Origin of the sequence: Photobacterium ganghwense (genome assembly GCF_003025595.1) — a bacterium.
GTDB classification, from domain to species: domain Bacteria; phylum Pseudomonadota; class Gammaproteobacteria; order Enterobacterales; family Vibrionaceae; genus Photobacterium; species Photobacterium ganghwense.
In genome coordinates this window covers 95387-120313 of record NZ_PYMI01000001.1, presented here as the reverse complement: position 1 = coordinate 120313, position 24927 = coordinate 95387, and the positions used below count along the sequence as shown (strand labels likewise).

General features: G+C 44.4%; 19 protein-coding genes and 3 pseudogenes. 16 read left to right on the top strand and 6 right to left on the bottom strand.

Annotation, left to right across the window (positions count from 1 at the left end; genetic code table 11):
* Positions 1 to 84 precede the first annotated feature (84 nt).
* The 4 genes from C9I92_RS00555 to C9I92_RS00540 all read left to right on the top strand — a co-directional run bounded on the left by C9I92_RS00555 (position 85) and on the right by C9I92_RS00540 (position 4713).
* Complete coding sequence (locus tag C9I92_RS00555; RefSeq protein ID WP_047885475.1) at positions 85 to 1482, top strand: aspartate aminotransferase family protein; 1398 nt, start codon at positions 85 to 87, stop codon at positions 1480 to 1482.
* A 108-nt stretch (positions 1483 to 1590) separates the two neighbouring features.
* Positions 1591 to 2403, top strand: coding sequence for a phosphonoacetaldehyde hydrolase (gene phnX, locus C9I92_RS00550; RefSeq protein ID WP_047885474.1), 813 nt, complete (start codon positions 1591 to 1593; stop codon positions 2401 to 2403).
* Between the two features lie 371 nt (positions 2404 to 2774).
* On the top strand, positions 2775 to 3992 hold the full coding sequence (gene glgC, locus C9I92_RS00545; RefSeq protein WP_047885473.1) for a glucose-1-phosphate adenylyltransferase: 1218 nt from the start codon (positions 2775 to 2777) through the stop codon (positions 3990 to 3992).
* A 322-nt stretch (positions 3993 to 4314) separates the two neighbouring features.
* Positions 4315 to 4713 (top strand): hypothetical protein, encoded by a 399-nt coding sequence (locus C9I92_RS00540; protein ID WP_047885472.1) that lies wholly within the window; start codon positions 4315 to 4317, stop codon positions 4711 to 4713.
* Positions 4714 to 4801: 88 nt separating this feature from the next.
* Here C9I92_RS00540 and C9I92_RS00535 read toward each other — a convergent pair whose 3' ends face one another.
* From C9I92_RS00535 to C9I92_RS00525, 3 genes and pseudogenes are all read right to left on the bottom strand, one after another.
* Entirely contained in the window at positions 4802 to 6214 is a 1413-nt protein-coding gene (locus tag C9I92_RS00535) for a basic amino acid/polyamine antiporter (RefSeq protein ID WP_047885471.1), read from the bottom strand.
* 219 nt (positions 6215 to 6433) lie between these two features.
* The gene (locus C9I92_RS00530; protein ID WP_047885470.1) at positions 6434 to 6907 is read right to left on the bottom strand and encodes a cell division inhibitor SulA; all 474 of its coding nucleotides are present in this window, start codon (positions 6905 to 6907) and stop codon (positions 6434 to 6436) included.
* 958 nt (positions 6908 to 7865) lie between these two features.
* Positions 7866 to 8995, bottom strand: a pseudogene (locus C9I92_RS00525) (IS3 family transposase).
* Between the two features lie 323 nt (positions 8996 to 9318).
* On the opposite strand from C9I92_RS00525, the gene C9I92_RS00520 reads away from it, so the two are divergent.
* On the top strand, positions 9319 to 9636 hold the full coding sequence (locus tag C9I92_RS00520; RefSeq protein ID WP_047886645.1) for a hypothetical protein: 318 nt from the start codon (positions 9319 to 9321) through the stop codon (positions 9634 to 9636).
* Between the two features lie 275 nt (positions 9637 to 9911).
* Positions 9912 to 10373: a hypothetical protein gene (locus C9I92_RS00515; RefSeq protein ID WP_053061913.1), complete on the top strand. Its 462-nt coding sequence runs from the start codon at positions 9912 to 9914 to the stop codon at positions 10371 to 10373.
* 262 nt (positions 10374 to 10635) lie between these two features.
* Here the strand turns inward: C9I92_RS00515 and C9I92_RS00510 are convergent, their stop codons facing one another.
* Positions 10636 to 11250: a 3'-5' exonuclease gene (locus tag C9I92_RS00510; RefSeq protein ID WP_047886646.1), complete on the bottom strand. Its 615-nt coding sequence runs from the start codon at positions 11248 to 11250 to the stop codon at positions 10636 to 10638.
* A gap of 519 nt (positions 11251 to 11769) precedes the next feature.
* On the opposite strand from C9I92_RS00510, the gene C9I92_RS00505 reads away from it, so the two are divergent.
* The 3 genes and pseudogenes from C9I92_RS00505 (at position 11770) to C9I92_RS00495 (ending at position 14803) form a co-directional block, all read left to right on the top strand.
* The gene (locus tag C9I92_RS00505; protein ID WP_047886647.1) at positions 11770 to 13227 is read left to right on the top strand and encodes a DUF3360 domain-containing protein; all 1458 of its coding nucleotides are present in this window, start codon (positions 11770 to 11772) and stop codon (positions 13225 to 13227) included.
* Between the two features lie 419 nt (positions 13228 to 13646).
* Positions 13647 to 14146 (top strand): annotated as a pseudogene (locus C9I92_RS00500) (IS3 family transposase); the annotation flags it as partial.
* 33 nt (positions 14147 to 14179) lie between these two features.
* Positions 14180 to 14803, top strand: coding sequence for a hypothetical protein (locus C9I92_RS00495; protein ID WP_047886648.1), 624 nt, complete (start codon positions 14180 to 14182; stop codon positions 14801 to 14803).
* 133 nt (positions 14804 to 14936) lie between these two features.
* Here C9I92_RS00495 and C9I92_RS00490 read toward each other — a convergent pair.
* Positions 14937 to 15817 (bottom strand): annotated as a pseudogene (locus C9I92_RS00490) (IS5 family transposase).
* Between the two features lie 340 nt (positions 15818 to 16157).
* Here C9I92_RS00490 and C9I92_RS00485 point away from each other — a divergent pair.
* From C9I92_RS00485 to C9I92_RS00465, 5 genes are all read left to right on the top strand, one after another.
* The gene (locus tag C9I92_RS00485; RefSeq protein ID WP_047886649.1) at positions 16158 to 16754 is read left to right on the top strand and encodes a DJ-1/PfpI family protein; all 597 of its coding nucleotides are present in this window, start codon (positions 16158 to 16160) and stop codon (positions 16752 to 16754) included.
* 161 nt (positions 16755 to 16915) lie between these two features.
* Positions 16916 to 17221, top strand: a complete 306-nt coding sequence (locus tag C9I92_RS00480; protein WP_047886650.1) for an NIPSNAP family protein — start codon at positions 16916 to 16918, stop codon at positions 17219 to 17221.
* 415 nt (positions 17222 to 17636) lie between these two features.
* Positions 17637 to 18176, top strand: a complete 540-nt coding sequence (locus tag C9I92_RS00475; RefSeq protein WP_047886651.1) for a hypothetical protein — start codon at positions 17637 to 17639, stop codon at positions 18174 to 18176.
* Positions 18177 to 18336: 160 nt separating this feature from the next.
* Positions 18337 to 18918 carry an NAD(P)H-dependent oxidoreductase gene (locus C9I92_RS00470; protein ID WP_047886652.1) on the top strand — a complete coding sequence of 194 codons (582 nt, stop codon included), beginning with the start codon at positions 18337 to 18339 and terminating at the stop codon, positions 18916 to 18918.
* A 401-nt stretch (positions 18919 to 19319) separates the two neighbouring features.
* The gene (locus C9I92_RS00465) at positions 19320 to 19787 is read left to right on the top strand and encodes a hypothetical protein (protein ID WP_047886653.1); all 468 of its coding nucleotides are present in this window, start codon (positions 19320 to 19322) and stop codon (positions 19785 to 19787) included.
* A gap of 182 nt (positions 19788 to 19969) precedes the next feature.
* Here the strand turns inward: C9I92_RS00465 and C9I92_RS00460 are convergent, their stop codons facing one another.
* Entirely contained in the window at positions 19970 to 21442 is a 1473-nt protein-coding gene (locus C9I92_RS00460; RefSeq protein ID WP_047886654.1) for a diguanylate cyclase domain-containing protein, read from the bottom strand.
* A gap of 394 nt (positions 21443 to 21836) precedes the next feature.
* On the opposite strand from C9I92_RS00460, the gene C9I92_RS00450 reads away from it, so the two are divergent.
* Entirely contained in the window at positions 21837 to 23432 is a 1596-nt protein-coding gene (locus C9I92_RS00450; RefSeq protein WP_047886656.1) for an arylsulfatase, read from the top strand.
* 142 nt (positions 23433 to 23574) lie between these two features.
* On the top strand, positions 23575 to 24840 hold the full coding sequence (locus tag C9I92_RS00445) for an anaerobic sulfatase maturase (RefSeq protein ID WP_207103700.1): 1266 nt from the start codon (positions 23575 to 23577) through the stop codon (positions 24838 to 24840).
* Positions 24841 to 24927 lie beyond the last annotated feature (87 nt).

Sequence of the window (24927 nt, the reverse complement as noted above, 5' to 3'; positions counted from 1 at the left end):
AATTTACGGATGCGTTGGTAATAAAAGAAGCATGACTCAACGAAGCGCAGGCTTAAAGAATCACGGGAAAGAAAGGCTCTGAACATGTCTACTCAGGTCCACTCGCAATCATCGCTGTCGGCACAGTTACTGCGCAGCGAAGGGGATACCAATATTACGCCGGCCCGGCAACGCTGGACGCAAAGTATTGCGGACCCCACGACCCAACAAATGCTGGAGCAGGACAGCCGGTATTTCCTGCACCAGTCAATGTCAACGCCATGCCTTGATGCGCTGGTTGAAGCGGAAGGGATTTACCTGCGGGATGCCGCTGGTAAACGGTATATGGATTTTCATGGCAACAATGTCCATCAGGTGGGTTACGGGCATCCGCACGTGGTGAACCGGATTCAGAATCAGATCGCAGCGTTGCCGTTCTCACCGCGCCGGTTTACCAATCAGACAGCGATTGATTGCGCGAAAAAGCTGACAGAAATCGCCGGGGGGGAACTGAACCGGGTACTGTTTGCGCCGGGAGGAACGTCGGTTGTCGGGATGGCACTGAAGCTGGCTCGCCATGTTACCGGTAATTACAAAGTGGTGTCGCTGTGGGACTCATTCCACGGGGCGTCCCTGGATGCGATTGCGGTCGGCGGGGAAGCGTGTTTTCGTGAAGGTATGGGGCCGTTACTGGCCGGAGTGGAGCGAATTCCGCCTGCGATCACCTACCGGGGTGCTTTCCCGTCACCGGATGGCAGTGATGTGCACTATGCGGACTATTTGGAATATGTAATCGAAAAAGAGGGCGGCGTCGGTGCATTTATCGCTGAAGGACTGCGAAATACCGATGTACAAATTCCAAGCCGCGCCTACTGGCAGCGTATCCGAGAAATCTGTGACAAGCACAATGTGTTGCTGATCATCGATGACATACCGAACGGCATGGGCCGAACCGGTCACTGGTTTACGTATCAGGCTTTTGGTATCGAACCGGATATCCTTTGTATTGGAAAAGGATTGGGCGGGGGCATCGTCCCGATGGCGGCCATGCTGACCAAAGACAAATACAACACGGCTTCACAGGTATCGCTGGGGCATTACACCCATGAGAAAAGTCCGGTGGGCTGCGCCGCTGCGCTGGCCACGATAGAAGTCATTGAGCAGGAATCACTGCTGGCCAAAGTTAAAGACGATGAGGCCTACGTGCGTGACAGGCTCCGGGCAATGCAGTCGCGCTATTCACTGATTGGCGACATTCGGGGAATGGGGCTGCTCTGGGGAATCGAGCTGGTGACCTGCCGTGAAGCGAAAAGGCGCGCCTTGGATGAAGCCGAATCTATTTTGTATCGCTGCCTTGAGCTGGGACTCAGCTTTAAAGTGTCACAGGGTAACGTTTTGCAGCTTAGCCCACCGTTGATTATTGAGCGGGGCGAGCTGGAGCACGCTTTGGACATTGTCGAACAGGCAATCCGGGAAGTATCGGATTTACAGCACAACTGCTAGCGGCAGTTGAATCACCATTATTTACATCAAAGAAGATTGAACTCTGAGTTTGCCCGATAATTGTGCAGTTAGCCCGGGGCGGCTCCTCACACAGAAAAGGATAGAACCATGACTAAGTATGTTCAGGCGGTAATGTTTGACTGGGCCGGTACAATTGTTGATTTTGGCTCGTTTGCACCTACCACCATTTTTGTGGAAGCATTCCGCCGTGAATACGACTTCGACATTTCCCTGGAAGAAGCGCGTGTTCCGATGGGACTCGGTAAGTGGGATCACATTCAGGCGGTTGGTGCGCTGCCGAGTGTCAGTCAGCGCTGGCAGGCTCAGTTTGGCCGGGCGATGGAAAAAGCGGATATCGATAAGATTTATCAAACCTTCATGCCGCTCCAGGTAGCGAAGGTCGGTGAGCATGCGGATTTGATCCCTGGTGCGAAAGCCGTTGTGGATGGTCTGCGCGAGCAGGGCATTAAAATTGGTTCATGTACCGGCTATCCGCGTGTCGTGCTGGACGCTCTCATCCCAGCCGCAAAAGCGAATGGTTATAGCCCGGATTGCGCGGTTGCAACTGATGACTTAGCTGCGGGCGGTCGTCCGGCACCTTACATGGTGCTGCAGAACATGATTGAGCTTCAGGTCAGTGATGTCAAAGCGTGTATTAAAGTGGATGACTCTGTGCCGGGTATTACAGAAGGTCTGAATGCCGGTATGTGGACGGTCGCCCTGCTGTTGTCCGGTAACGAAGCGGGTCTGACTCAAGCGGAGTTTGAAGCGTCTGATGAAGCGACGCTGGCTGCCGCGCGAGCCAAAGCGCAGGATGCCTTTGCCCATTCTGGTGCACATTACCAAATTGATACCATTGCGGATTTGCCAGACGTTGTAGCCGATATTGAGCGTCGTCTGGCGGAAGGTGAACGCCCTTGAGGGTACGCTTGATGCTGGTGGCTTAGTTTGCGCTGCCACGATCTGGTGCAGCGTCATCTGGTTCTCCACGGCGGGGAACCTGAACTGACTAATAAAGCGGGCTTCAAGCAAAAGAAACACAGCTTATAACAACAAAAACCTAATCTGAATGAACCAGTTAGCCCTAATGGTGCGGTCATACGCCATTAGGGCTTTTTTAGTGCACTATTCTTACTGGAGGCACCAAAATGAAGCGCTGAAAACTCATCTGATGAAAAGGTGAAGGATTTTTATTAATAATCATTGGGTTACGATTCCCTCATTTTGGTCTGAATCTTGCTGTTTATGTTTTTGAAATGTGCTCATATGGATTAAGCGTTAGGGGATAAGTAATGAAACAAGAGACAATTTCCGTCATTCTTGCTGGTGGTGTGGGGTCGCGATTATCGCCTTTGACCGATAATCGTGCAAAACCGGCGGTGCCATTTGGTGGTAAATACCGCATCATCGATTTCACGCTCACCAACTGTCTTCATTCTGGCCTGAGACGCATTCTGGTGCTGACGCAATACAAATCCCATTCTTTACAGAAGCATTTACGGGATGGGTGGTCGATTTTCAATCCGGAGTTGCGGGAATATATCACAGCCGTCCCCCCTCAGATGCGCACTGGTGCCAGTTGGTATCAGGGCACGGCTGATGCCATTTATCAGAACCTCTACTTGTTGACCCGGAGCGAAGCCAAGTATGTCGTTGTATTGTCGGGTGATCACATCTACCGGATGGACTACGCGCCAATGCTCAAACACCATGTTGAAAGTGAAGCCGAACTGACTGTGGCTTGTATGGAAGTGCCGCGTGAGCAAGCAAGTGCTTTCGGGGTAATGGCTGTTGATGAAAATCATAAAATACAGTCATTTACAGAAAAACCTGACGATCCGCTTCCTATCCCGAATAAGCCAGATGCCTGTCTGGTCTCGATGGGGATTTATATCTTTTCGATGGATGCACTTGAGCGTTCCCTGCGTAAAGACGCCGCGAACCCGGATTCCAGTCACGATTTCGGGAATGACATTATTCCGGAATTGATTGATGGCGAGCGGGTGTATGCTTATCAGTTCGGTGGTGAAGAAGGGCGGGTGAGTCAGGATGCGTACTGGCGAGATGTGGGGACGATTGATTCCTACTATGAAGCGAACATGGATTTGCTATCGCCGCAGCCGCCCATGGATCTTTATCAGAAAGAATGGCCGATTCGAACCTATGAGCCGCAATTACCGCCGGCGCGGACGGTTTCTTCACCACAGGGCAATGAAGGGATTTTTATTAATTCCATCATTTCAAGCGGCGTTGTCGTCGCCGGTGGCTCGGTACAGAACTCTATCCTGTTTCCAACGGTTCGTGTGGATAATGCTGCGGTAGTGATTAACAGCATCCTCTTCGAGAATGTCTCGGTCGGTGATGGTGCACACCTTGAAAATTGTATCATCGACAAGCACGTTGTGATTCCACCGGGTACCCAAATTGGCGTAAACAAAAAGCAAGATGCAGAACGTTTCAAAGTCTCTCCGAATGGTGTTGTCGTGATCCCTTCCGATTATCAGTTTTAAATGTTCAGGCTGGCAGTTTGACGAGATGTAGCGAATTGCCAGCGCTGCTTACCTGCCAAAATCCAAGCGTACTAGCAAAAATTGACTTTTATATCAAGAAAGGCCAAAAGTTTATCGTCGGTTTTGTTGATGTTAATCAATTGTTTCTTATGTATTTTCTATTTGCTACATGATGACTTAAAAAGAAGATCCGCTGCATATTTTTATAAATTCGACATAGATCAAATAATGCTACGACGTATAGTGGAAACAGGGTAGTTTGTAATCAGCCCGATGCATTGAGTGATTACCAACAGCAGTAATGTTTCTTGTAAGGACGATTATGGAAACATCAGTTGATTTCTCAAGTCATGAGAATGTGACGTTTAACTACACCACATTCTTATCTGCATCCTGCAAACAGAGGATGACTTTGTTTGATGCGTTAAAGTCACTCGTTCCGGCATTTGAAATATCATGGACTTCGACAATGCCGTCGGGAATGACAAACTCTGAAAAATTGCAGTTGCAGGCACTGAAAGTTTTATCTACCAGTGTGAGTGATACCAACAATATTATTCGATTGTTGCGTCTGGCCCGAGCAGAGCACATTGATGAGTTAACGATCCAGCTTCCCTATGCGTTCGAGGATGAACAATTAGGTGAGATCGAATCAAAATCAATGTGCAAACTCATCCTGTTGGATGAGCAGGGTGAAGTAATCAGAGCGCATATGCTGTAACAGGCCCAATCAACCAAAAAACAAGCCAGCATATAAGTGCTGGCTTTTTCTTTTTGCGCTCAAGCAGAGTCGGGTTGCTAAGCGCAACTTATAAATGAAGCATACCTTGCCAGAGCATGCCGACAGCCAGGCAGGCCGCCGCAGTAAGCAGGCTGGCTGCGGTTTTTTCCTTTCCGACGAACGGGTTTATATTCTGCTCGCGTTTAGCCTGGATATAAAAGTACAGCCCAGGCAGGTAAAGCAGTGCTGATAATAACAGGTAGTTCAGGCCTGAAGCATACAGTAACCAGAGGCCGTACAAGCTGGCGGCAATACCGACAAACAAGAGTTTGCCGCGATTTTTTTGTTCCAGCGCCAGCTTGAGAGTGTAGGCTCCTACCAGGAAGTAGGGAACTAGGATCATCTCTGAGGCGATGGCCAGCAATGTGTCGTATGTACTGCCGGCAAACATCACAAATAGCAGTGAGAGCTGAATACAGACGTTTGTCAGCATCAGGGATTTGATTGGGCTACCGGCCTCATTTTGTTCCGCAAAGCGTTTCGGGAACATGTTGTCTCTTGCTGCCAGATAAGGGGCTTCCGAAGCCAGCACTGTCCAGCTGAGAAATGCACCGCAAACCGAAATCAGCAGGCCACCACCAATAATATACGTTCCCCATGGGCCTAGGATTTCGGTCAGTACCTTCGCCATTGACGGGTTTTGGTAACTAGCTAATGTCTCTGTGCTAACAACTCCCATCGACAATAACGTGACAAACACATAGATAGTCAGGGCGGTCAGCAGACCCAGAATAGTGGCGCGACCAATATCACGGCGATGGCGTGCCCGGTTTGACACCACCACAGCACCTTCAATCCCGATAAAGACCCAGACTGTAATGAGCATGGTGGATTTAACCTGAGTGATCAGATTGTGGCTCTCGCCGAAGTGCAGACCCGAGAAGTCAAAAACAAAAATGTCCCAGCGAAACGCGATGAGGGCAGTAATGATAAACAGGCACAGAGGAATCAGTTTGGCACACGTGGTCACGAGGTTAATCAGTGCTGCGGTCTGTACCCCGCGTTTAACCAGGAAATGAACCATCCACAATAAGACCGAGGAACCAATGACTGACAACCAGGTGTTGCCCTGACCAAACAAAATGTTATCTGGCTGGTCGAAAAGCATTCCCAGGGTGCTGAATACGATGACCAGATAAGAAACGTTTGCCAGCATTGCACTTAACCAGTACCCCCAGGCTGAACAAAAGCCGATAAAGTCACCGAAACCCGCTTGTGCATAGCCAAATACTCCACTGACAATATGTGGCTTTTGTTCAGCCAAATATTGAAAAGACAGAGCAAGAAAGATCATTCCGATGCCGGTGATAGTCCAGCCAATGATGACCGCAGCCGGACTGGCAACCGCTGCCATGTTTTGCGGTAAGCTGAACACTCCGGCACCTATCATAGAGCCGATGACTAAGGCGGTTAGCGAGCCTAAACCCAGTTTGTTATCCATTTTTCTATCCGGTATTAATCTCTTATTGCAGGATATTTTCGGGTCTATTATGAGGTAATTCTATGAACTTACACGCCTAAGGTGATGTAAGTCACGTAATGAGTAGTTAAAAACACTATTCATTGTACTGGATCAAAAAAGCCATCAGCGTTTGCAAATGGCTTTATCAAAAGGATGGCACGAAAAGTTTATAAACAGGGAGTAAATGTGCCGCTTTGATCAATGAAAAGTGATTTGGCTTTTGCTATCACGATTAATTACAAAGGCATAGCTGGCACCAAAATCGGAAGCGTCACGAATATCGGTACTGGTGAAGGCTTCAATCTCACCCGTAGCGATTACCGCGCTACAGTTACCTGAACGTAGTGCTTGTGCCATCAGAGCCTGATCACTCTTTCCTTTCTTATTGGTCAGCACCAGAACTTTGTGCAGATCAATGCCAGCGCTTTTCAGCAAATTCTTATCCACCAGGGATTCTTGTCCGATAAACATGATCCAACGATTCTGTTCGCTGGCCTGTTTCAGGATACGAAGAAAATACGCCAGTTGCGTTTGTGTACGGTCTGAAAAGCAGACTTCAATCGGGCATTTAACAGCTTTCGGAGACGATGGGGCAGCAGTCTGCGCCGTAAAAGTTGCCTTATAAGCTTGAGAAGCAGAGATTGAATGTAAGTGTTCAAGGTAAGCTGCCATAGTCCATCATCCTCACAGTGTTTATTTATACATGCTGTATGTCTATACAGTAGTTGTGTTCGGATATTGATGCAAGTGTTTTTTGTGTGTCAGTTCCAGTCTCATTTTGGATTCTGTCCGGCTGAATGGGATTATGGAGATGATTTTAAAATATTGATAAATAATGGTTTTTTTGTTAATTTTTGAACAGGTAGGAGATCAAGGCAATCCAGGTTTAGCGAGAAATAAAGGCGAATATTTGTGATGAATTTTTTATGATCATCACATTGATATAACTGTCTTATACAGTAATTTAAGGTGGTGTGGGCAAAAACACGTCAGTATTTAAGCTATCTTTACTGTCTCAGTTCAGTGTGGTTTTTGTTCCACCTTGGGATTAAATGGGAAAATGGGAGTAAATGGGAAAAGCTGTGTGCTTTCTAGTCTTACATAAAGCCCTTTCAAAATATTGAGACTGATGTGAAGTCGTTAGCTGGTTGAATCAGGGTTTCCATTAGAAGCGGGTTTCTTGGGCTTATTGTTAATCATTTACACTGAGATGTTGTGTTACGGCATGTATGCCAGGTACACGGCACGGTTGATGTGCGTTTGCTATCCAACAATAAATAGATGCTTTCTAGAACAGTTTCCGTGGTAAGTCGTAGGGTCAACATGCCATTGGATGAGACGGGTTGGCCATATGATTTTTGATTTTCTGTTTTCAATTAAGTGAACAGTAAGGTATTAGAAATGACACCTCAGTGCCTACTTAAAGATTCTGATGTAGCAGTAGTAAGGATATTTGTGTTGTAAACATATTCAATATGAAAGTCATGTAGCTATTTCAACGAGATGTTAAGTCACATTAGGTGGTCAAGAGGTGATGTAATAAAAACGGCTAAATCAGTTTTGCCCCAAAATGAGTTAGATACTTGATTAAGCGGTTCTTACCGGTGAAGGTTTGACCTGCCCCCAATAATTAATCCAGCACTTCTTTAGTAATGTCAGTTACGTTACTGTTTAGCCCTGAACGTGTCAGTACTGCAAATTCAGAGGGAGTTAGGTATCCAATTGATGAGTGCGGCCGATTTTCATTGTAGTCAATGCGTCAGTCACTGATCAGTTTACGAGCATGGCTCAAGTCTCTGAACAGATGCTCGTTAAAACACTCGTCCCTGAACTTGCCGTTAAAGCTTTCGATATAAGCATTCTGGGTTGGCTTACCAGCCTGTATCAGCTTCAGAATGACACCATGATTATAAGCCCATTGGTCGAGGGCTTTACCCGTAAACTCTGGCCCCTGATCTGTTCGAACAGTCTCAGGATAACCACGGAAAGCTGCAATAGACTCAAGTATGGCGACCACCTCATCTCCAGAAATTCCTGATGCAACAGTAATATCCAGGCACTCCTTTGTGAAGTCGTCAACGATAGTGAGGCACTTTATCCTACGACCAGAACTGAGTGCATCCATGACGAAGTCCATCGACCAGGTATGGTTGGGCAGTGAGGGAAGTAAAAGTGGCTCTCGCTCGACACATAATGATTTCCTTCGCTTCCGTTTACGGACGGTCAGTCCAGACTCTCGGTATAACCGGTAAATACGCTTATGATTAACCTCTGTCCCTTCCCGCCGAAGAAGATGGTGAATACGGCGATATCCGAACCTTTTTCTCTCTAGTGCCAGTTCTTGTATACGAGCCGACAGCTCCACATCACTCTCTTTAGATTGAGGTTGGTATCTCATCGATGCGCGATTTATACCGACGAGCAGACAGGCTTTGCGCTCCGAAATCGTGGTGACTTCCTGCATTGCATGCACAGCCTTGCGCTTGTCTCCGACGGTCAATACTTTTGGTTAAGAGCCGCTTTTAAAGCATCAACATCAAGCATGGATTCCGCCAAGAGCTTCTTGAGCTTGGCATTCTCATCTTCCAATGCTTTCAAGCGACGGGCATCGGAAACATCCATGCCCGCGTACTTTTTACGCCATAGGTAGAATGTGGCATCGGAAATATTGTGCTTGCGGCATAATTCTTTGAAGGGCAGACCCGCTTCCGCTTCCTTGAGAATGGCAATGATCTGCTGTTCGTTGAATTGCTTCTTCATATTCACCTTCCTTTTTATAAGATGAACATTACTAAGTTTTAGCTGGATTAGAAAGCGGGGAGCAGGTCAGGTTAGTTTGACAGTAAACAGCGTATAAGTGAGTTGAGACTTAAAAAATCAAGAAATGTTCCGATATAGAGGAATTTATACGTAAATCAAAAGATAGGGTTGAAAAATTGTAATCAGTGCTCTCACTATTTCTTAATCAAACTTGTATTTAATCCAACCTAGTTGCATATTGATTGTTAATGGTGTTAGCAAGCTGCATTCAAAGAATGCATGCTGAGGTCGATTAAGAGTTCAAGATAAAGGGAGCATTGATCTTGAGAGTCTATATTGCGATTTTATTGTTAGGAATTGCCACAAAAGTAACCGCTAGTGTGCCAGATTTAGATGGTATCAAAGAACTATGTCATAGTTCAGCTAAGTTGTTCGAGAAAGGTAAAATGAAATATCTAGCAGACACTCTAGTACCGCATTGGCCGATTAATCAAGAAGAAATTAATAAGCTTGTTCACCAAGGAATGTCTCAGTTTGAACTATTTACATTTAGATCTGGTTCTGCATTGGGAACTGAGTTTATTGGAACCCGAAAAGCTGGTTCAAGCTTTGTGATGCACACTTATGCTATTAAGTTTTAATATCACGCTATGCGGTGTAATTGTATTTTCTACAAGTCAAAAAATGAGTGGGTTGTAAATACCATTAATTGGGATGGGAAGTTAGAGCCCCTTTTTAATCAATAGATTATTGGCTTACTTTACTCTCTGAAGAAGTGATACCTATAATTGGTAATGTTTTTCAGAAAATGAGCTTAAGAAGTCACCATATCTCTCATTGATGTAAATTTTCAAGGATAAAGCGCAATGGAAATTACACACATTGAGGTCTGGTGACTTATGTAATAAGGTTATTTATGATCAAGCTATTTGACACATGGCATGTGGTTGTACATGCGCTTATCCCTGTATGTGTTTTTACAATCTTCTTTACTGCTTTATTCAAAGAATGGAAGATAAGAAAGCAAGTCATAATTCTATTGTTTTGTGTCATGTTGGTCAGCTTTTTTTCATTACTGTTTCTTAAACGTATGATTAGAAATGAACTGTCAGAGCAGTTGAGTGAATACAGTTTTATCGTAGGCACAACTCTTGAGTTTGATGAAAAAAGATTGATCAGTGCATTAAAAAATCAGATATACATTTCTACCAATAAAACTCGACCAGTAGATAGAACCACATTGCGTATTGTTATTCATTCTGGAGAGCTTGAGTTGTGGATATCGCGAGACTCTGATAACCCAAATATATATTGGATATATCATCCGAAGTATTTATATAGCCGTAGCAATGAGATCGGTAAGATTCAGGTTAGATGATCTAGATAGCTAGGTCATCAACTCCCTTGATTTCAGGTGTAAGGGTACTCTAATTCCTCTGATGTTACATATGTAGAGCAAGAGGTCTAACTCAAAATTGTCCAATAATGCTTTTTAATGGGTCAAGATTGTTGTGATTTAGAAATACGCGACATTGATGGCGAACCTTGTCGCTGATTTTTTGAAATTCACTTAAACGTCGAAGACCCTAAAATCAAATACTTTTCAAAGTTTTATCAAAAAGTATTTGAGTAAGAGTGAGTTAAGCACGACTTTTAGCGAGTAGCAGATTCACGTTCCCTTTTGCTGTTTTACTAACGGTTTTCATAAACTGGAAGCTAGGCTTGGCGATACCTAATTGCTCTAATTCATCTACCATTAGAAGCCAGAGTTTGGCTGTCATTTGTGCATCGGCTAATGCTCGGTGAAAAACACCATCGTTGTCGATGTTTTTGTAGCGAACGAGCTCACCAAGTTTGTGTGACGGTGCACCTTGAATCAGTCGTCTTGCCACCAGTAAGGAGCAAGCGAATTCTCCTGAATAACCACGGTTGATTCTCTCAAGCTCTGCGTCTAGAAATCGTTTATCGAACGAAGCGTTATGAGCTATAAGGTTCTCATCGAGAATGAACTCACTAAACGATGCCATCACCTCGTCGCAGCTTGGTGCTGTACGTAACATGTTATTGGTGATACCAGTATAACTTTCAATGAATGAGCTCACTCTGAAGCCAGGATTCATTAGTTGCTGAAAAGTATCGACAACTTCACCATTGACTAATTTAACCGCACCGATTTCAATTGCGCGGTCACCCAAATTAGGAGAAAGGCCAGTGGTTTCAAAGTCAAGTACTACCACGGAATTTGCTTGAGGCATGAAGTTTTCCAACTAAACAATAATGTGCAAGAGTATCATCGAAAACGATAGGAAAAGAAAGGCGATGAGGCTCTGATCTGCACCCTCATACTTGACACTGAGTTAAGCGATTTTTCCATACCTGAGGTTATGTGATAATTGTTAATTCAGCAATGTGTCTGGCACGATTTGAGCAGACATCATCTTGATCTGCCATGTCTAACTTACTTTTGCCCCGAAATCATTTAGAGATATGAAATCTATTTAATTCCATTCATACGTATTTGCATTAGTAAAATTACTCCCCAAAGTTCAATACGACCAATGCGATGTTAAATTTATGTTTAATAAGTGAGAGTTTTGTTGCTCTTTGACTAATGTCTAATATTCCTACCGGTAGAAACACATGCTTAATAAGCTCAAATCAATAAAGGTGCTCGATAGCACTTAGGATGTCGTCTCGTATTGGTCGAGGGTCTGTATACCAAGCGAAACTCCAATTGACATAGTTCAACTTCGAAACATGAAAAGGATAACTCAATGTCTGATACAGGTAAGACTTTTTACAGGGATGTGCGCAAAAAACCGCATGAATTTGAAAACCGAGAAGATTTTCTAAACCATGATTTAACCGTCATGAGCTTTCGTCGCTGGGGGATTCATCTGCCATCACGTGATTACAGTATTGAAATCGAAGACTGGGTACCTGCATTAGCAGCAACCATTGGTAAAGTGGTGATGGTAACCGCCATGGTTTCCGCCTTTGCTGTTCAGTTCGGTTTATCTCCGGAGTTCGTTGCAGAAAACGTGCGTTACGAACTGCTTATCGCGGGCGCTCTGTTTGTTATCCTGTTTTCTGCCATCCTAAACCCGAACGCAAACTTAGCCGGTACCCATGGCCCAATGATACCGCTGATTCCTCTGATTGCTGCAGCAGGGGGACATCCTCTGGCTCTCGGTTTGATGGTATGTGCTTTTGGTTTAATTCTCGCTTTGACTAAAGGTGGTTCTAAACTCATGACCCTGACTGGCGTTGGGGTTCGAGGTGGGTTGCTGATATACCTCGGCGCAGTGGGGTTGATCGGACAGATTAATAAGACTGAAGCGTGGGCTGCAAGTACGGATCAAGGGTACATTTCGTTTGTGGTCATTGGTCTAACGGTTATGGTGTATGCCTACTTAGCCAAGATCAACAAACGTTGGTTGGCCATCCCACTGTGTTCTGCACTAGCGGGGATTGTCGCTTATGTGATGGGCGCCGAGTTTGCTTTTACCACTAAGCCGGGCTTGCCTAATTTCAGTCCATTCTACTGGTGGGGTGAAAATACCGGTTGGCAACTAGGCTGGCCAACCCTAGAGCACTTTATTGCCGTTACTCCATTTGCTCTGCTAGCCGTCGCTATGTGGTCTCCTGACTACCTCGGTCATCGTGTTTTTCAAGAACTTAACTACCCAAAAGAAGCAAAAGGCGTATTAATGGATGTCGACGACACGATGGTCGGAGCATCTGTTCGTCAGGGTGTAGGCTCACTATTGGGTGGCGGTAACCTAGCTTCTTCTTGGGGGACGTACATGATTCCAGCCGCAATTGCCAAACGTCCTATTCCTGGTGGCGCGCTGTTAACGGGCTTAATGTGTATTGCCGCGGCAGTAATTGGTTACCCGATGGATCTAGCAATGTGGGAGCCTGTTCTACGCGTTGCGCTAATTGTTGGTGTATTCTTACCACTTCTTGAAGCGGGTATGCAGATGATCCATAAGCATAAAGATTCACTCAGTGCAGGTATCTGTATTTTTGCCTGTGCATTCGTTAACCCAGTCTTTGGTTGGGCAATCACTATGCTGTTGGATAACCTCGGACTTATCGGCGACCATGAGCGCGCCAACGAGCTATCGAGCAAAGATAAATACCTGATTCCTGGTATTGCCTTTATCATTTGCGCTGGCTCCCTTGCTGTCGTTGGCCAGCTTCCGGGTATTCCTGCTCTAATCGGTTAATACAATCTCGCTTTAAAGGCATAGGTGGTCGCCGCCGCCTGTGCCTTCTCCCATCCCGGCTCTAATCTTGTTCTAAGCTCATCGGATATCAGATAAGACTATTTGTTCGTTTCTTTAGTGCTGAGTTAAACCTCGATAAAACGCAGCCCCCCTTTTTTGGGGTAGGTGAATAGCCATCAACTTGATAGACACCCTTAGTTAGACAATGGACTAGCAGAGAGGTGCTTATGAGCAGCAAGCGATATCTAGAAGAATTCAAAGTTGAAGCCGTCAAACTGGTTACTGAAAAAGGTCATTGCGTGGCTGATGTGGTTTATCGTCTAGGAACAACAAAACATAGTATTTATCCCTAGATTAAACGTACGGCCCAGAGTTCACCAATATCAAGCCAAATATGATGAGAGTGCCGAAATTCGTCGAATCAATCTTGGGTAACTGACATTACATATATAAAAACGCACGATGGCTGGCTATATCTTGCCATAGTAGTTGTTCTGTTTTCCCGACGAGTTATTGGTTGGTCAATGAAAAGCAGAATTACCAAAGAGCTGGTTATGGATGCGTTTTTGATGGCGATTTAGCGACGCTTACCTAAAGAAAACGTGCTCGTACATTCCGATCAAGGAAGCCAGTATACCAGCCATGATTGGGATAGGTTCTTAAAACAGTATGGACTTGATCAAGCATGAGTCGTCGGGGCAACTGCCATGACAATACTTTAGCAGAGAGCTTGTTCCAGTTACTAAAAAGAGAAAGAATAAAACGAAATGTCTACGCCACGCGGGAAAAAGTTCGTATGGAAATCTTCGAGTACATCGAGATGTTTTACAACGTTAAACGTAGACATGGTTCCAATAATCAGTTGTCGTCTGTAGAGTATGAAAAGCGATATGAAGAAAGGTTATTTAGTGTCTACTGAGTCGGCGGATATTCAATCACGTTGGAAAAATTTATGAGTAAAGCTACAACTTTAGCTATACAGCGAGTTATGCTCGATGCTTTGGAACATGCGGCACGTAATGCAATGGAATATTCCGCCGTTCATATACGAAAAATGCCTGAGTACTATTTAAATGTCCACATTGGTCAGGCACTATCTGAATTCTTCCCTAATATTGGTTATCGTCTGGAGATGCCAGTCATACACGTATTAGATAAACTTAAAGTGTCACTTCCGACATCACCAGATGATCTCAGGGTCGCAGGAAAGCTTGATTTAGTGATTACCAGCAGAAAAACAGGTAACTTAAGGCATGTTGTAGAAGTAAAGCGCTCTCTGCTTTCAATTCAGTTGATTAAAGAAGCAAAGAGAATAAAAGCCTTAGCGATAGAAGGAATATCAGAAAACAGGCTCCAGACTGGATATATTGCTGCCGTAAGTACATTAACAAAGGGCAATGGCGCACTGAGTGAGAGCGATCTACTAGAAAGCCGGTTAGTTGGTCTTGAAGAAGAATTTGGAAATGAATTTACGATAGACTACCTTCACAAAACAATGAGTGAAGGGGAGTATGGATATCCAAAAAATAAAGCGCTAGTCGTAGTGGTTTTCCGTATATCTCGGAAAAATTGGTAAACTTGAAAGTTGCAAACACTAAGAGACGTGATTTCAGTTTGATGTAGTTTTGACCAGATGTCGGCTTTGTTGATCAAATCAGAAAGCCGGCAGATCTAGCCAACATAAGTCATGATTTATCTAACTTTGTGGGTTACGGGCATACCAGCCTTGTTAATTTGTTCAACGCACGGACTGCAGCAAGCACTTCCCCGACCTGAGTGTTGTAATCACGCTGGTTTAAAGTTGAGCCAGCAGCCGCTTATATCTCGGCATCACCGTTTCTGAGATTGAGCGACTGGAGGGTGTTCATTGCTACCGTGAATACGCTGGTTTGCAACCGCATCACTTCTGGGATGACCGTGATCCCAGTATGCTGTTCCAACTTTGGGAGGGATAAAGGGTTGTGCTTTCTTCCGTTGAATCGCTTGATAGAACAGCCTGGTATCATAAGCGCCGTCACCTGATATCAGTCTGATCTTACGATAAGTTTGGTCGAGCAATATTGGCATGACTTCGCCATCGGTGGCGGTTGATAACGAGAGTTCCTCGCAGATGACTTGATGGTTATCAGCATCAACAACAAGATGGAGTTTTCGCCAGACACGGCGTTGTTCCTTGCCATGTTTTTTCATCTTCCATTCACCTTCACCGAAAACCTTCAGGCCAGTTGCGTCAATGGCAAGATGACGAATTTCACCTCGAGCAGGCATTTTGATGGGAATATCGACCGTTTTCGCTCGTTTGATGATACTGCTGTAATTCGGGCTGGTAAGCGGTACTTTCATCAGAGAAAACACTGACTCCATGAAGCCTTGAACAGCACGAAGTGACATATTGAAAAGCAGCATCACCATGAGCACCGTCATGATCGCGGTGCCTGAGTACTAATAGGCGTCCACGTTTACCGTGATGCTCAGAGCATACTCAAGCGCAAATCGTTTCCTCGTCGATCCAGAATGTCAGTGAACCGCGGTTAATCTGTGCTTGGTTGTACTCTTTCCAGGTATCTGTCCGGTAAGTGTTTTTTCCCATGGAGGTGGCCTGTCAGTAAATGTCGCAAGATCACATCACTGAATGTCAGAAAAGTTCACGCCGATTTAGTCAACAAAGCCAATAATGGGTTTTAATGTTATGTGTTGTCATGCATATTGTGGGTGCTAGTCATGATTGTCAGATGTTGTGGATACACTGTACTGTCATTCGGTAACTTGTGTTCTAGCCGGAGGCAATGACGCCATCCAAGGGGGCGGTAGCGTGTTGCCTTTGAGCATTACACTCAAAAGTTAGTACAGGAATAGCAAAGTAGTTAAGAGTCATTCCCACTGTTTGGCATTCACTGGCCAAATGTGGATTCAGGAAAAGGAAGATCAATATGAACATCGCGGTGCTTACTTTTGATGGCTTCAATGAGTTGGATTCGTTTGTTGCATTCGGCATTTTAAATCGAATGAAAGAGTTTGGTTGGAACGTACAAATTACAAGTCCCACTGAGTTTGTTACGTCAATGAATGGTGTGACCATTCGCGCTCAACAGCCATTAGAATTTACTCATACTGCCGACGCGGTGCTGTTTGGTAGCGGTGTGTTTACACGGGATATAGCGCAAGATAGTCAATTGTTATCGCAGTTCAACCTCAATCCGCAAAAGCAGATAATCGGTGGGCAATGTTCTGGAACGTTACTGATGTCAATGTTGGGTTTACTAGACCAAATTCCAGCGTGTACAGATTTGACAACAAAACCTTGGGTTATCGAGGCGGGTGTCAAAGTATTAGAGCAGCCTTTCTATGCAAAAGGTAACCTGGCAACAGCAGGTGGCTGTTTATCCTCGCAGTATTTAGCAACATGGGTATTGTGTAAGCTTGCGGGGAGGTCACACGCCGAAGCTGCAATTCACTATGTGGCGCCAGTAGGCGAAAAAGAAAGTACAGTTCAACATTGTATGTCTATTGTCGGGACATATCTGTAGAAATGACCTGATAACGCGTTCAGAAGCGATGGGTACTCATTGCTTTCTTTGTCTGCTTTGGGTTAAGTATTGAAACGTACAGAGGCTTTTTTAGTGCAAGCTTTCGTAGCGTGGGTTATACGCTGGCAGAGCATCTGAAATTTCGAAAAGGAGTTCATTAAATGGTTACGTGTTACCTGAGATATATCATTGATCCTGCGAAGGTCAGTGAGTTTGAAGAATACGCAAAAATGTGGATACCGCTTGTCGCCAAATTTGGTGGTCAGCATAATGGTTATTTTCTACCATCTGAAGGTGCTAACAACGTCGCTCTTGCTCTGTTTACTTTTCCGAGCCTTGCGGAGTATGAGTCATATCGGAACGACTCTTTTAAAGATAATGAATGCATAGCCGCTATTAAGTTTGCTGAAAAAACAAATTGTATAGTCAGCTATGAGCGCAGTTTTTTCAGGCCTGTGTTTGACTAACTAAGCAAGTGAAGCGTTTAATAGCTATTTGGCACATGTGTAATTTTGGATTTTAGTACTGTCCTGAAATGTTTTACTTATGTGCCATTTAATATTTTTTAGTTTTTATGAAATCATATAATTATATTTCTATTAATAAATAAGAATTACAGACGTGATTTTTAATGAAGTGGTAATGCCTTTGTAATAAAGGTTGTTTTTATCAGTAAGAAATTCAACTTAATATTCTATCTTATTTGTTTGATTTTTTAAAAACTGTGCTAGATTGAAACAGGCTAACTATTTTCTTTGTTGCCGAGTATTACCATGACAGTATCTAAGGGATGTAGTTGATTTAAGATACATGCTTAAGGTTAACTGATGTCATCTTTTCACTGTTTTTCTTTCATTCGATTATTTGTTACAAGGGATTAAAATGAATAAAATAGGATTTGCATTACTCTTCGTATCATTCAGCATTTGTGCTGAACCAGTATACGTTACCGTAGAAGGAATCGTAACTAGAGTTAACGACAATACTACCTCAAAAGAAATTAGCCATGTACTCGTAGGAGATTTCGTTACCTATACCGTCCTTATTGATGATAACGTTAACGGATTTTGGCTTAGCTCTGGAGAACTGAAAAGTCAAAAAGATAGTTTTGGAAGCCAGAATTCTTATTCAGACTTCATGTTTGCAGATTATCTTTGTGGGAATGCAATCAATGATGGTTATTTTAACTATGAGTATTTTACATCTGAATCGACTAAATCATATTCATCTGAGAGGTTCAATATCAGTGTTGGTAAACGGATAGATATTAGATTTAATGAGTTATTTGATAATTTGTATATTGGTTTGGAAGGTACTGCAAAAAACAGCTACAAGCGTGAAGGGAGTAAAGATAGTATTTCTTTCATCGAGTCTACGATAAATATAGTCGATATATCCATTACCAACCCATGTGCTGGTTAAGTTTATAACACTGATGGCGTCTATGATAAATGTTGTATAGCCTCATAAGACGCCATGTGGATTTTTTCTTTGTGATTATAGAATGTATAAAATGTCTGGTTGTTGATAGTAACCATTAATCTATAAACAGTATCGTTGTTAAAAGTTAAAGGGAAAATAAATGAAATGTTTGATAGTAGTATCACACCCAATAAAGGAAAGTTTATGTCACTATTTAGCAAAACATACGATTGAACACCTACAGTCAAAAGGTTATGAGATTACTTTACTTGATCTGTATGAAAATAGCTTTTCTCCAGCCTTAACTCAGCAAGAGAGGCTGAGTTATTATCAAAGTGATTTTGATGATACTTTACTTGCTGAGGAAATTGCGCAGTTGAAGCAAGCAGAATCACTAGTATTGGTGTTTCCCACGTGGTGGTTTGGTTTCCCGGCTATTTTGAAAGGGTGGTTTGATCGTGTGTGGGCTCCGGGGCATGCCTACAATCATGCTTCAGATTTGGGCGCGATTACACCTTGTTTAGACAACCTTCAAGAAGTAAAGGTGATAACAACACTGGGTTCCCCCTGGTGGGTGGACAAGTTTGTACTTTGGCAGCCTGTGAAAAGGGTACTGAAAGTGGCTCTATTGGGCGCATGTGCAAAGCGATGTAAGTTTGAAATGTTGTCGTTTTATAAGAGTGAAAATGCATCACAAGCTCGAGTTGATGCCTTCGTAAGAAAAATAAAAGCTCAGTTTTAGTTGAAACTCATAAATGACTCGATACCTCTTTCTCATCTTTTATCATTATGGTTAGATTCCAAATTTTCTGACATGAAGTGATAAGCCATTCACACATAGTGGTATTAGAATTACTTCATGAATGAACATATGGAATGTGATGAAAATCAGAAAATGTATTTATAGATAATGTCGTGAGTAGACTTTCTTTCAATATCTACTAAGTTCACTGAGGTTTTCTGGTATTAATATTTACAGTGACAATGTATCTATCCTGCTGTGAAATTAAAAGTGTAGGTATGGTAATTTAGGCCATTGTCAGAATGGATAAATCTTTCTTAATATACTTTAAAGGTATGTTTTAGTGTGTCCATTTGATATTTTTCTGAAAGTAATTATGAAATTAATAATAAGGATGTTTTATGGCTAAGCCGAATATGGAAGATGTTTCGCGTTTTCATCGTTATTTTGCGATAGAGAGTAACAACGAATTCTGGTCACTTTCAGAGGGTGATTTGAGTAATGAAGACAAGCAAAGGCTTTTAACCGCTTCGTTTACTTCACTCTTTCATTGGTCAGAAATAGGGACGGAAGAGAACAAACATTTGGCTTATTTGGCCGTTGCAAGAGCACTTTGTGTAAATGGTTCTTCGTTGAGTGTTCAATATGCAGAAAAAGCGTTTGAATATTTTGATGGTCAAGGGGCTGATTGGGTTCAGGCCTTCACGAATGCCGTATTCAGTCATGCCTGCCACATTGTTGGAGAAGACGCTAAAGCTCACGACTTTTATGAGAGAGCAGTGGGTTTTCAAGTTAACCTGTCGGAAGGTGACCGAAGCGTATTTGACGCTACCTTCAAGACTATTCCTGAACCGCAACACGCCTTTTAGTTATTTGGCTCGCAGCAGCAGAGATATTTATTGATATATTCTATCAATAGGAATGGATTGTACTGGTAAACACTGTGGCTGGTACAATTTCATTTTCTCTGAGGCGAGGGCTAATAGCCGTAGTCGGTTTGACTAGTACGTGCTGGACTCGAACGAACCTGCCGTTGAACTCTATTAATGGGTCACTGTGGCGTCTGGTTGTCAGCTTGGTCTGCTGAAAGGTGCCAGCAGTTTCGGCCCATGTGTTTACTTTGGTACAGCGCGGCATCGGCTTGTTGAAAGAGAGTCGTTGGCTCGTCGGGCCCCATTGCCGCCCCCATGCTCAATGTAATCGGACATTCTGTCTCGCGCCATTGCTGGTGGCTGGCACAGTGCTGTATTTTGTTTAGGGTTGATTCAAGGTGTTCAACGTCAGCAGGAACAATACATGCGAATTCGTCGCCGCCGATCCTGTAGGTGTGATCTTCTCCGACGACTGACGCGATGAGTTCGGCAATGCGGCAAAGCACGGTGTCGCCAAACTGATGCCCCCAACTGTCATTGATGTGCTTGAAATGATCGATGTCGATCAGGATCAGAGCATAAGATTGATTAGTCGTTAATAACACCTTTTTATCTTGATCAAAGGCGCGCCGGTTTAAAACGCGGGTTAATGGATCTCGTCGTAATGTCTGATACTGGCTTTGGTGTTTTTTATTCAGGGCTTTGAGGCTTTTTTCGACAAACCAGGAAGAAAACGGTAAGGCAACGGAGTGTGGCTGAGCTGCTTTACCTAATCGGCGGACTTCTTTTTCAACTAGTCTGAGTTCCTGATAAAAAATCTTCAGTAAGAACAGAATGCCCAGAAAAGTGATGAGTGTGATGGCTGTTACGGGTAAGACCTGAATAACCAGTTCATTCATAAAAGCCTGCCTGAAACGGTGGGCAGGAATGTATAACCCGATTTCCCAGGGAAGGTAGGGTAATGAATACAGTATAAGTGCACCCTGCGTTAACCCACTGAGCGCGACAGAATTATCATTAGGGATAATATGCTCAATCTTTAACAGCTGTTCATTGATGACAGAGATCATCTCGTTATTTTCTTTTGAGCGCATAAAGATCGCGACGTCTAACCCGCCGGATACTCTTTCCATGACACAGTGGATGGAATCCAACGACATGTCCACCAACAATACGCCAAGTGTGCGTCCATCGGTCGATACAATGGTCTGTCCCAGGCTGATGACCGGTTTATCGCTGCCAAATTCCGGGTAGGGGCCAATCCATGACGGTTTGTCGGTCGGCTGTTCTATCAATGCGTACCAAGGACGGGTAACCGGGTCGAAGTCGTCAGGTCTCTTCCACTCTGGGTAGCTGTCAATGTTCCCGGTCTGTGCGTTATAGAAGTAGATATAATGATCAGCCTCCATCTTGATTTTATGCACAATTGGCCAGGTGTGATTAATGGCAGACTGGCCGTTCTCTATGTCTGTTTTGTCCAGTAATGCTGAGAGGGAAGTCAGTTGACGTTCACTTTTGACGACAAGCTCTAACAGGTAAATATTTTTAATGACATTGAGCATGTCGTGGTAGGTGTTCATTCGTAAATGAATGTAGTTGTGATAATGGCCAACGGAAAGAAGCAGGGTCAGGCAGAAGATAAGAATACCCATAAGCAAAGACAGCTTGGTCAGAAGGTAATAGGAGGAATATCTTAACGTCCGCATTGTAGTAACCCGGGGTAGTAACCTGGCCATGTTTTGCATCATGCTAGCGGAACGCGTCTCTGCTTCTATTGATTATTGTCATTATTATTTTGAGTGGTTGATTCAATAAAATAAGGCTGTTAATTACCTCACATTTCCAGACTGCTGATGCAAGTACTTCGGCCGCCGTTTTAGGAAGAGTACGGGTCATTGTCGCTGTACGGCTTACTGATTGAGCCCTGAATTCTTGAATCTGGTTCTGATTTTTCTTTCCAACCATGCCATGTCTTCTACCCCTTTGTGATTGGCGTCTATGCTTGAGTATGTCATTTGGCATTTACTTATCTATAAGGATGAGCACATGGAGAAGACCATAAGTACCACGCGGCTAACTTCTTTAGCTTCTGTTATTGGTATCTTGCTGCCGGGGAGTGTGTTGGCGCAGCAGGATAAACCAAATATTGTTGTTATCTTTGGTGATGATATTGGCTGGCAGAATGTGAGTGCCTATGGTCAGGGGACGATGGGTTATACCACCCCGAATATTGACCGGATTGCCAATGAGGGTCTCAAGTTTACCGATCATTATGCGCAGCCGAGTTCAACGGCTGGCCGTGCTGCATTTATAACGGGTCAGTATCCGATACGTTCAGGTATGACAACGGTGGCGATGCCCGGCGGATCGTTGGGGCTCAAGAAAGAGTCTCCAACGTTGGCTGAAGTCTTGAAAGAGGCGGGATATGCCACTGGTCAGTTCGGTAAAAACCATCTGGGTGACCACAATTTTGCCTTACCGACGGTGCATGGTTTCGATGAGTTCTTCGGCAATCTTTATCACCTCAACACCCAGGAAGAGCATGAGCAACGCGATTACCAGAATTTCGCGAAAGCCTATTCCGGCTCTATAGAAGAGTACAGTAAGAAATTCGGAACCCGCGGCGTACTGCATTGCTTTGCAACAGAGGCTGAAGATGCCACGGAAGATCCGCGTTTTGGAGTGGTTGGTAAGCAGAAGTGTACCGATACCGGCCCTCTGGGCAATGAACGGATGAAAGACTTCGACCGCGCCGAAATGATCCCGGCGGCCCTGACGTTCATTGATAAGGCCATTGAAGCCGATAAGCCATTCTTCACCTGGATTAACACCAGCCGAATGCACCTATATACCCGCCTCAATGATAAATGGCGTTATGCCGCAGAAAATTTCACCAGTGAGTATGATTTCTACGGCAGCGGCATGCTTCAGCATGATGATGATATTGGCTTTATTTTGGATGAGCTGAAAAAACGGGGTCTGGCAGAAAACACGATTGTCATTTACACCACCGACAACGGACCCGAGCATTCATCCTGGCCTCATGGGGGGACTACGCCATTCCGGGGCGAAAAAATGACGACTTATGAAGGTGGTGTCCGGGTGCCGATGATGGTTCGTTGGCCGAAAGTCTTACCGGCCGGAAAAACGCTCAACGGTATTCAGGGGCATCAGGACTTGTTTACCACCCTAGCTTCTGCTGCCGGTGTTAAGGATGTCGGCAAGAAAATGATGGATGAGAAAAAGCAATATATTGATGGTGTTGATAACCTGACTTACTGGCAGGGTACCAGCGACAAATCCGCCCGCACTTCTATCTTTTATTACTTTGAAAGTCAGCTATCGGCAGTCCGGGTTGGCCCTTGGAAATTCCACTTTGCGACTGCAGAACACTACTATGACAACCTCGTTAGTCAGGCCAAGCCTAAGGTCTATAACCTGAGAGCGGACCCGTTCGAGAGTTATGATTCTATCGATGCCTATGGCCACCTGACTCAGAAAGTGTCGTGGCTGTTGGCACCAATCAGTGAAATGGTTCAGCAACACGTTGAGTCACTGGTGAAATACCCGCCGGTACAGGGTGGCTCAACATTTGATATGGCTAAAACCATTGAAGATGCGATGAAAAAGACACAGCAGTAGCATGATGCTGCACGCAGAGTCCAAGCACTAACTTGTGATTTTTTTTGTGAATGGGTTGTGATTGGGCTCTGCGTATTGATTAGCGATTTGTCACAGGACGTGTAATGTTATGCGACGTATGCAAACCAGCGATACGACCCGAATGTCTCTTGTGCCACTGAAAACGGCAGAGAAGGACCCATCAGGACAAGCACGCTATGCCCGCCAGTTTCATGTAATGGCGAAACCGGGGGGAGCTAAGTGCAACATCGATTGCCAGTACTGTTTCTATCTCCATAAAGAGGGGCTATTGCATCAGCCTCGACAACCTCGTATGGATGATGAAACCCTCGAACACTTTATCCAGAGTTATATAAACAGTCATGATGGCAATGAAATCGTGTTTTCCTGGCAGGGAGGTGAGCCAACGCTGTTAGGTATTGACTACTTTCGCAACGTTGTCGCGCTGCAGAAAAAATACCAGCCAAAAGGCGTAACACTTCATAATGACTTGCAGACAAACGGAATTGCGCTGAACGATGCCTGGTGTCAGTTCCTCAAAGAACATCATTTTCTGGTTGGATTATCCATCGATGGCCCTAGAGAGATTCACGATAAATACCGTGTAACAAAAAGCGGAAAACCGACGTTTGATGCTGTTATGCGTGCCGTTGAGTGCCTGAGAAAACATGATGTGCCATTTAATGCTTTGACTGTTGTGAATCGGCACAACGCGAAGTTTCCGCTTGAAGTTTATCGGTTCCTGACAAAAGAGTTGGGAGCCACCTACATTCAGTTTACGCCTTGTGTTGAAGCCAATGCATTTAAAACAACCGCGCCACAATTCTGGAATGCATCGATGTTGCCAGTGGTTGGGTCAGAACTGAGTAAACCGGGTCACCCAATGTCTGTGGTTACCGATTGGTCTGTTGACCCGGATGACTGGGGCAACTTTCTAAAAGGGGTGTTTGAAGAGTGGGTGAATCATGATCTGGGCCGGGTACTGGTCAATCTGTTTGAAACTGCCGTGGCCCAAACCATGGGGTATCCCTCTCAGTTGTGTGTAACTTCAGAGTTTTGTGGTAAAGCGCTCGCGATTGAACATGATGGTAGTGTCTATTCGTGCGATCACTTTGTCTATCCGGAATACAAGCTGGGTAACATTCGAGATCACAAGCTCAATCACATGGTGTTTTCTGTTCGTCAGGAAGCGTTTGGCATGTCAAAACGGGATAGTTTGCCTGACTACTGTTTATCGTGCGATCACTTGAATTTGTGTTGGGGAGAGTGCCCGAAAAACAGGTTGATCAAAACGCCGGAAGGCGAAATTGGGCTTAACTACCTTTGCTCTGGGTTGAAAGCGTTTTATGAGTATGCGTCACCCATTTTGGTGGGTATTGCAACCATGATTCAACAGCAGAAACGCTAGAAAGTGAAAGCTGCAAGGATGCATCTTAAAAAGATTGAGGAACGCAAACAGAGAATGTCAGCTTTGAAAAGTGCTATCTGAAAGGTA

Excerpts from the sequence above, each read along its gene's own strand:
- C9I92_RS00485 (WP_047886649.1), top strand. The coding sequence starts at position 16,158 with ATGAACATCGCGGTGCTTACTTTTGATGGCTTCAATGAGTTGGATTCG.
- C9I92_RS00475 (WP_047886651.1), top strand. The coding sequence starts at position 17,637 with ATGAATAAAATAGGATTTGCATTACTCTTCGTATCATTCAGCATTTGT.
- C9I92_RS00535 (WP_047885471.1), bottom strand. The coding sequence starts at position 6,214 with ATGGATAACAAACTGGGTTTAGGCTCGCTAACCGCCTTAGTCATCGGC.
- C9I92_RS00480 (WP_047886650.1), top strand. The coding sequence starts at position 16,916 with ATGGTTACGTGTTACCTGAGATATATCATTGATCCTGCGAAGGTCAGT.
- C9I92_RS00445 (WP_207103700.1), top strand. The coding sequence starts at position 23,575 with ATGTCTCTTGTGCCACTGAAAACGGCAGAGAAGGACCCATCAGGACAA.
- C9I92_RS00510 (WP_047886646.1), bottom strand. The coding sequence starts at position 11,250 with ATGCCTCAAGCAAATTCCGTGGTAGTACTTGACTTTGAAACCACTGGC.
- C9I92_RS00470 (WP_047886652.1), top strand. The coding sequence starts at position 18,337 with ATGAAATGTTTGATAGTAGTATCACACCCAATAAAGGAAAGTTTATGT.
- phnX (WP_047885474.1), top strand. The coding sequence starts at position 1,591 with ATGACTAAGTATGTTCAGGCGGTAATGTTTGACTGGGCCGGTACAATT.
- C9I92_RS00555 (WP_047885475.1), top strand. The coding sequence starts at position 85 with ATGTCTACTCAGGTCCACTCGCAATCATCGCTGTCGGCACAGTTACTG.
- glgC (WP_047885473.1), top strand. The coding sequence starts at position 2,775 with ATGAAACAAGAGACAATTTCCGTCATTCTTGCTGGTGGTGTGGGGTCG.
- C9I92_RS00540 (WP_047885472.1), top strand. The coding sequence starts at position 4,315 with ATGGAAACATCAGTTGATTTCTCAAGTCATGAGAATGTGACGTTTAAC.
- C9I92_RS00495 (WP_047886648.1), top strand. The coding sequence starts at position 14,180 with ATGAGTAAAGCTACAACTTTAGCTATACAGCGAGTTATGCTCGATGCT.
- C9I92_RS00450 (WP_047886656.1), top strand. The coding sequence starts at position 21,837 with ATGGAGAAGACCATAAGTACCACGCGGCTAACTTCTTTAGCTTCTGTT.
- C9I92_RS00460 (WP_047886654.1), bottom strand. The coding sequence starts at position 21,442 with ATGGGTATTCTTATCTTCTGCCTGACCCTGCTTCTTTCCGTTGGCCAT.
- C9I92_RS00515 (WP_053061913.1), top strand. The coding sequence starts at position 9,912 with ATGATCAAGCTATTTGACACATGGCATGTGGTTGTACATGCGCTTATC.
- C9I92_RS00505 (WP_047886647.1), top strand. The coding sequence starts at position 11,770 with ATGTCTGATACAGGTAAGACTTTTTACAGGGATGTGCGCAAAAAACCG.
- C9I92_RS00530 (WP_047885470.1), bottom strand. The coding sequence starts at position 6,907 with ATGGCAGCTTACCTTGAACACTTACATTCAATCTCTGCTTCTCAAGCT.
- C9I92_RS00465 (WP_047886653.1), top strand. The coding sequence starts at position 19,320 with ATGGCTAAGCCGAATATGGAAGATGTTTCGCGTTTTCATCGTTATTTT.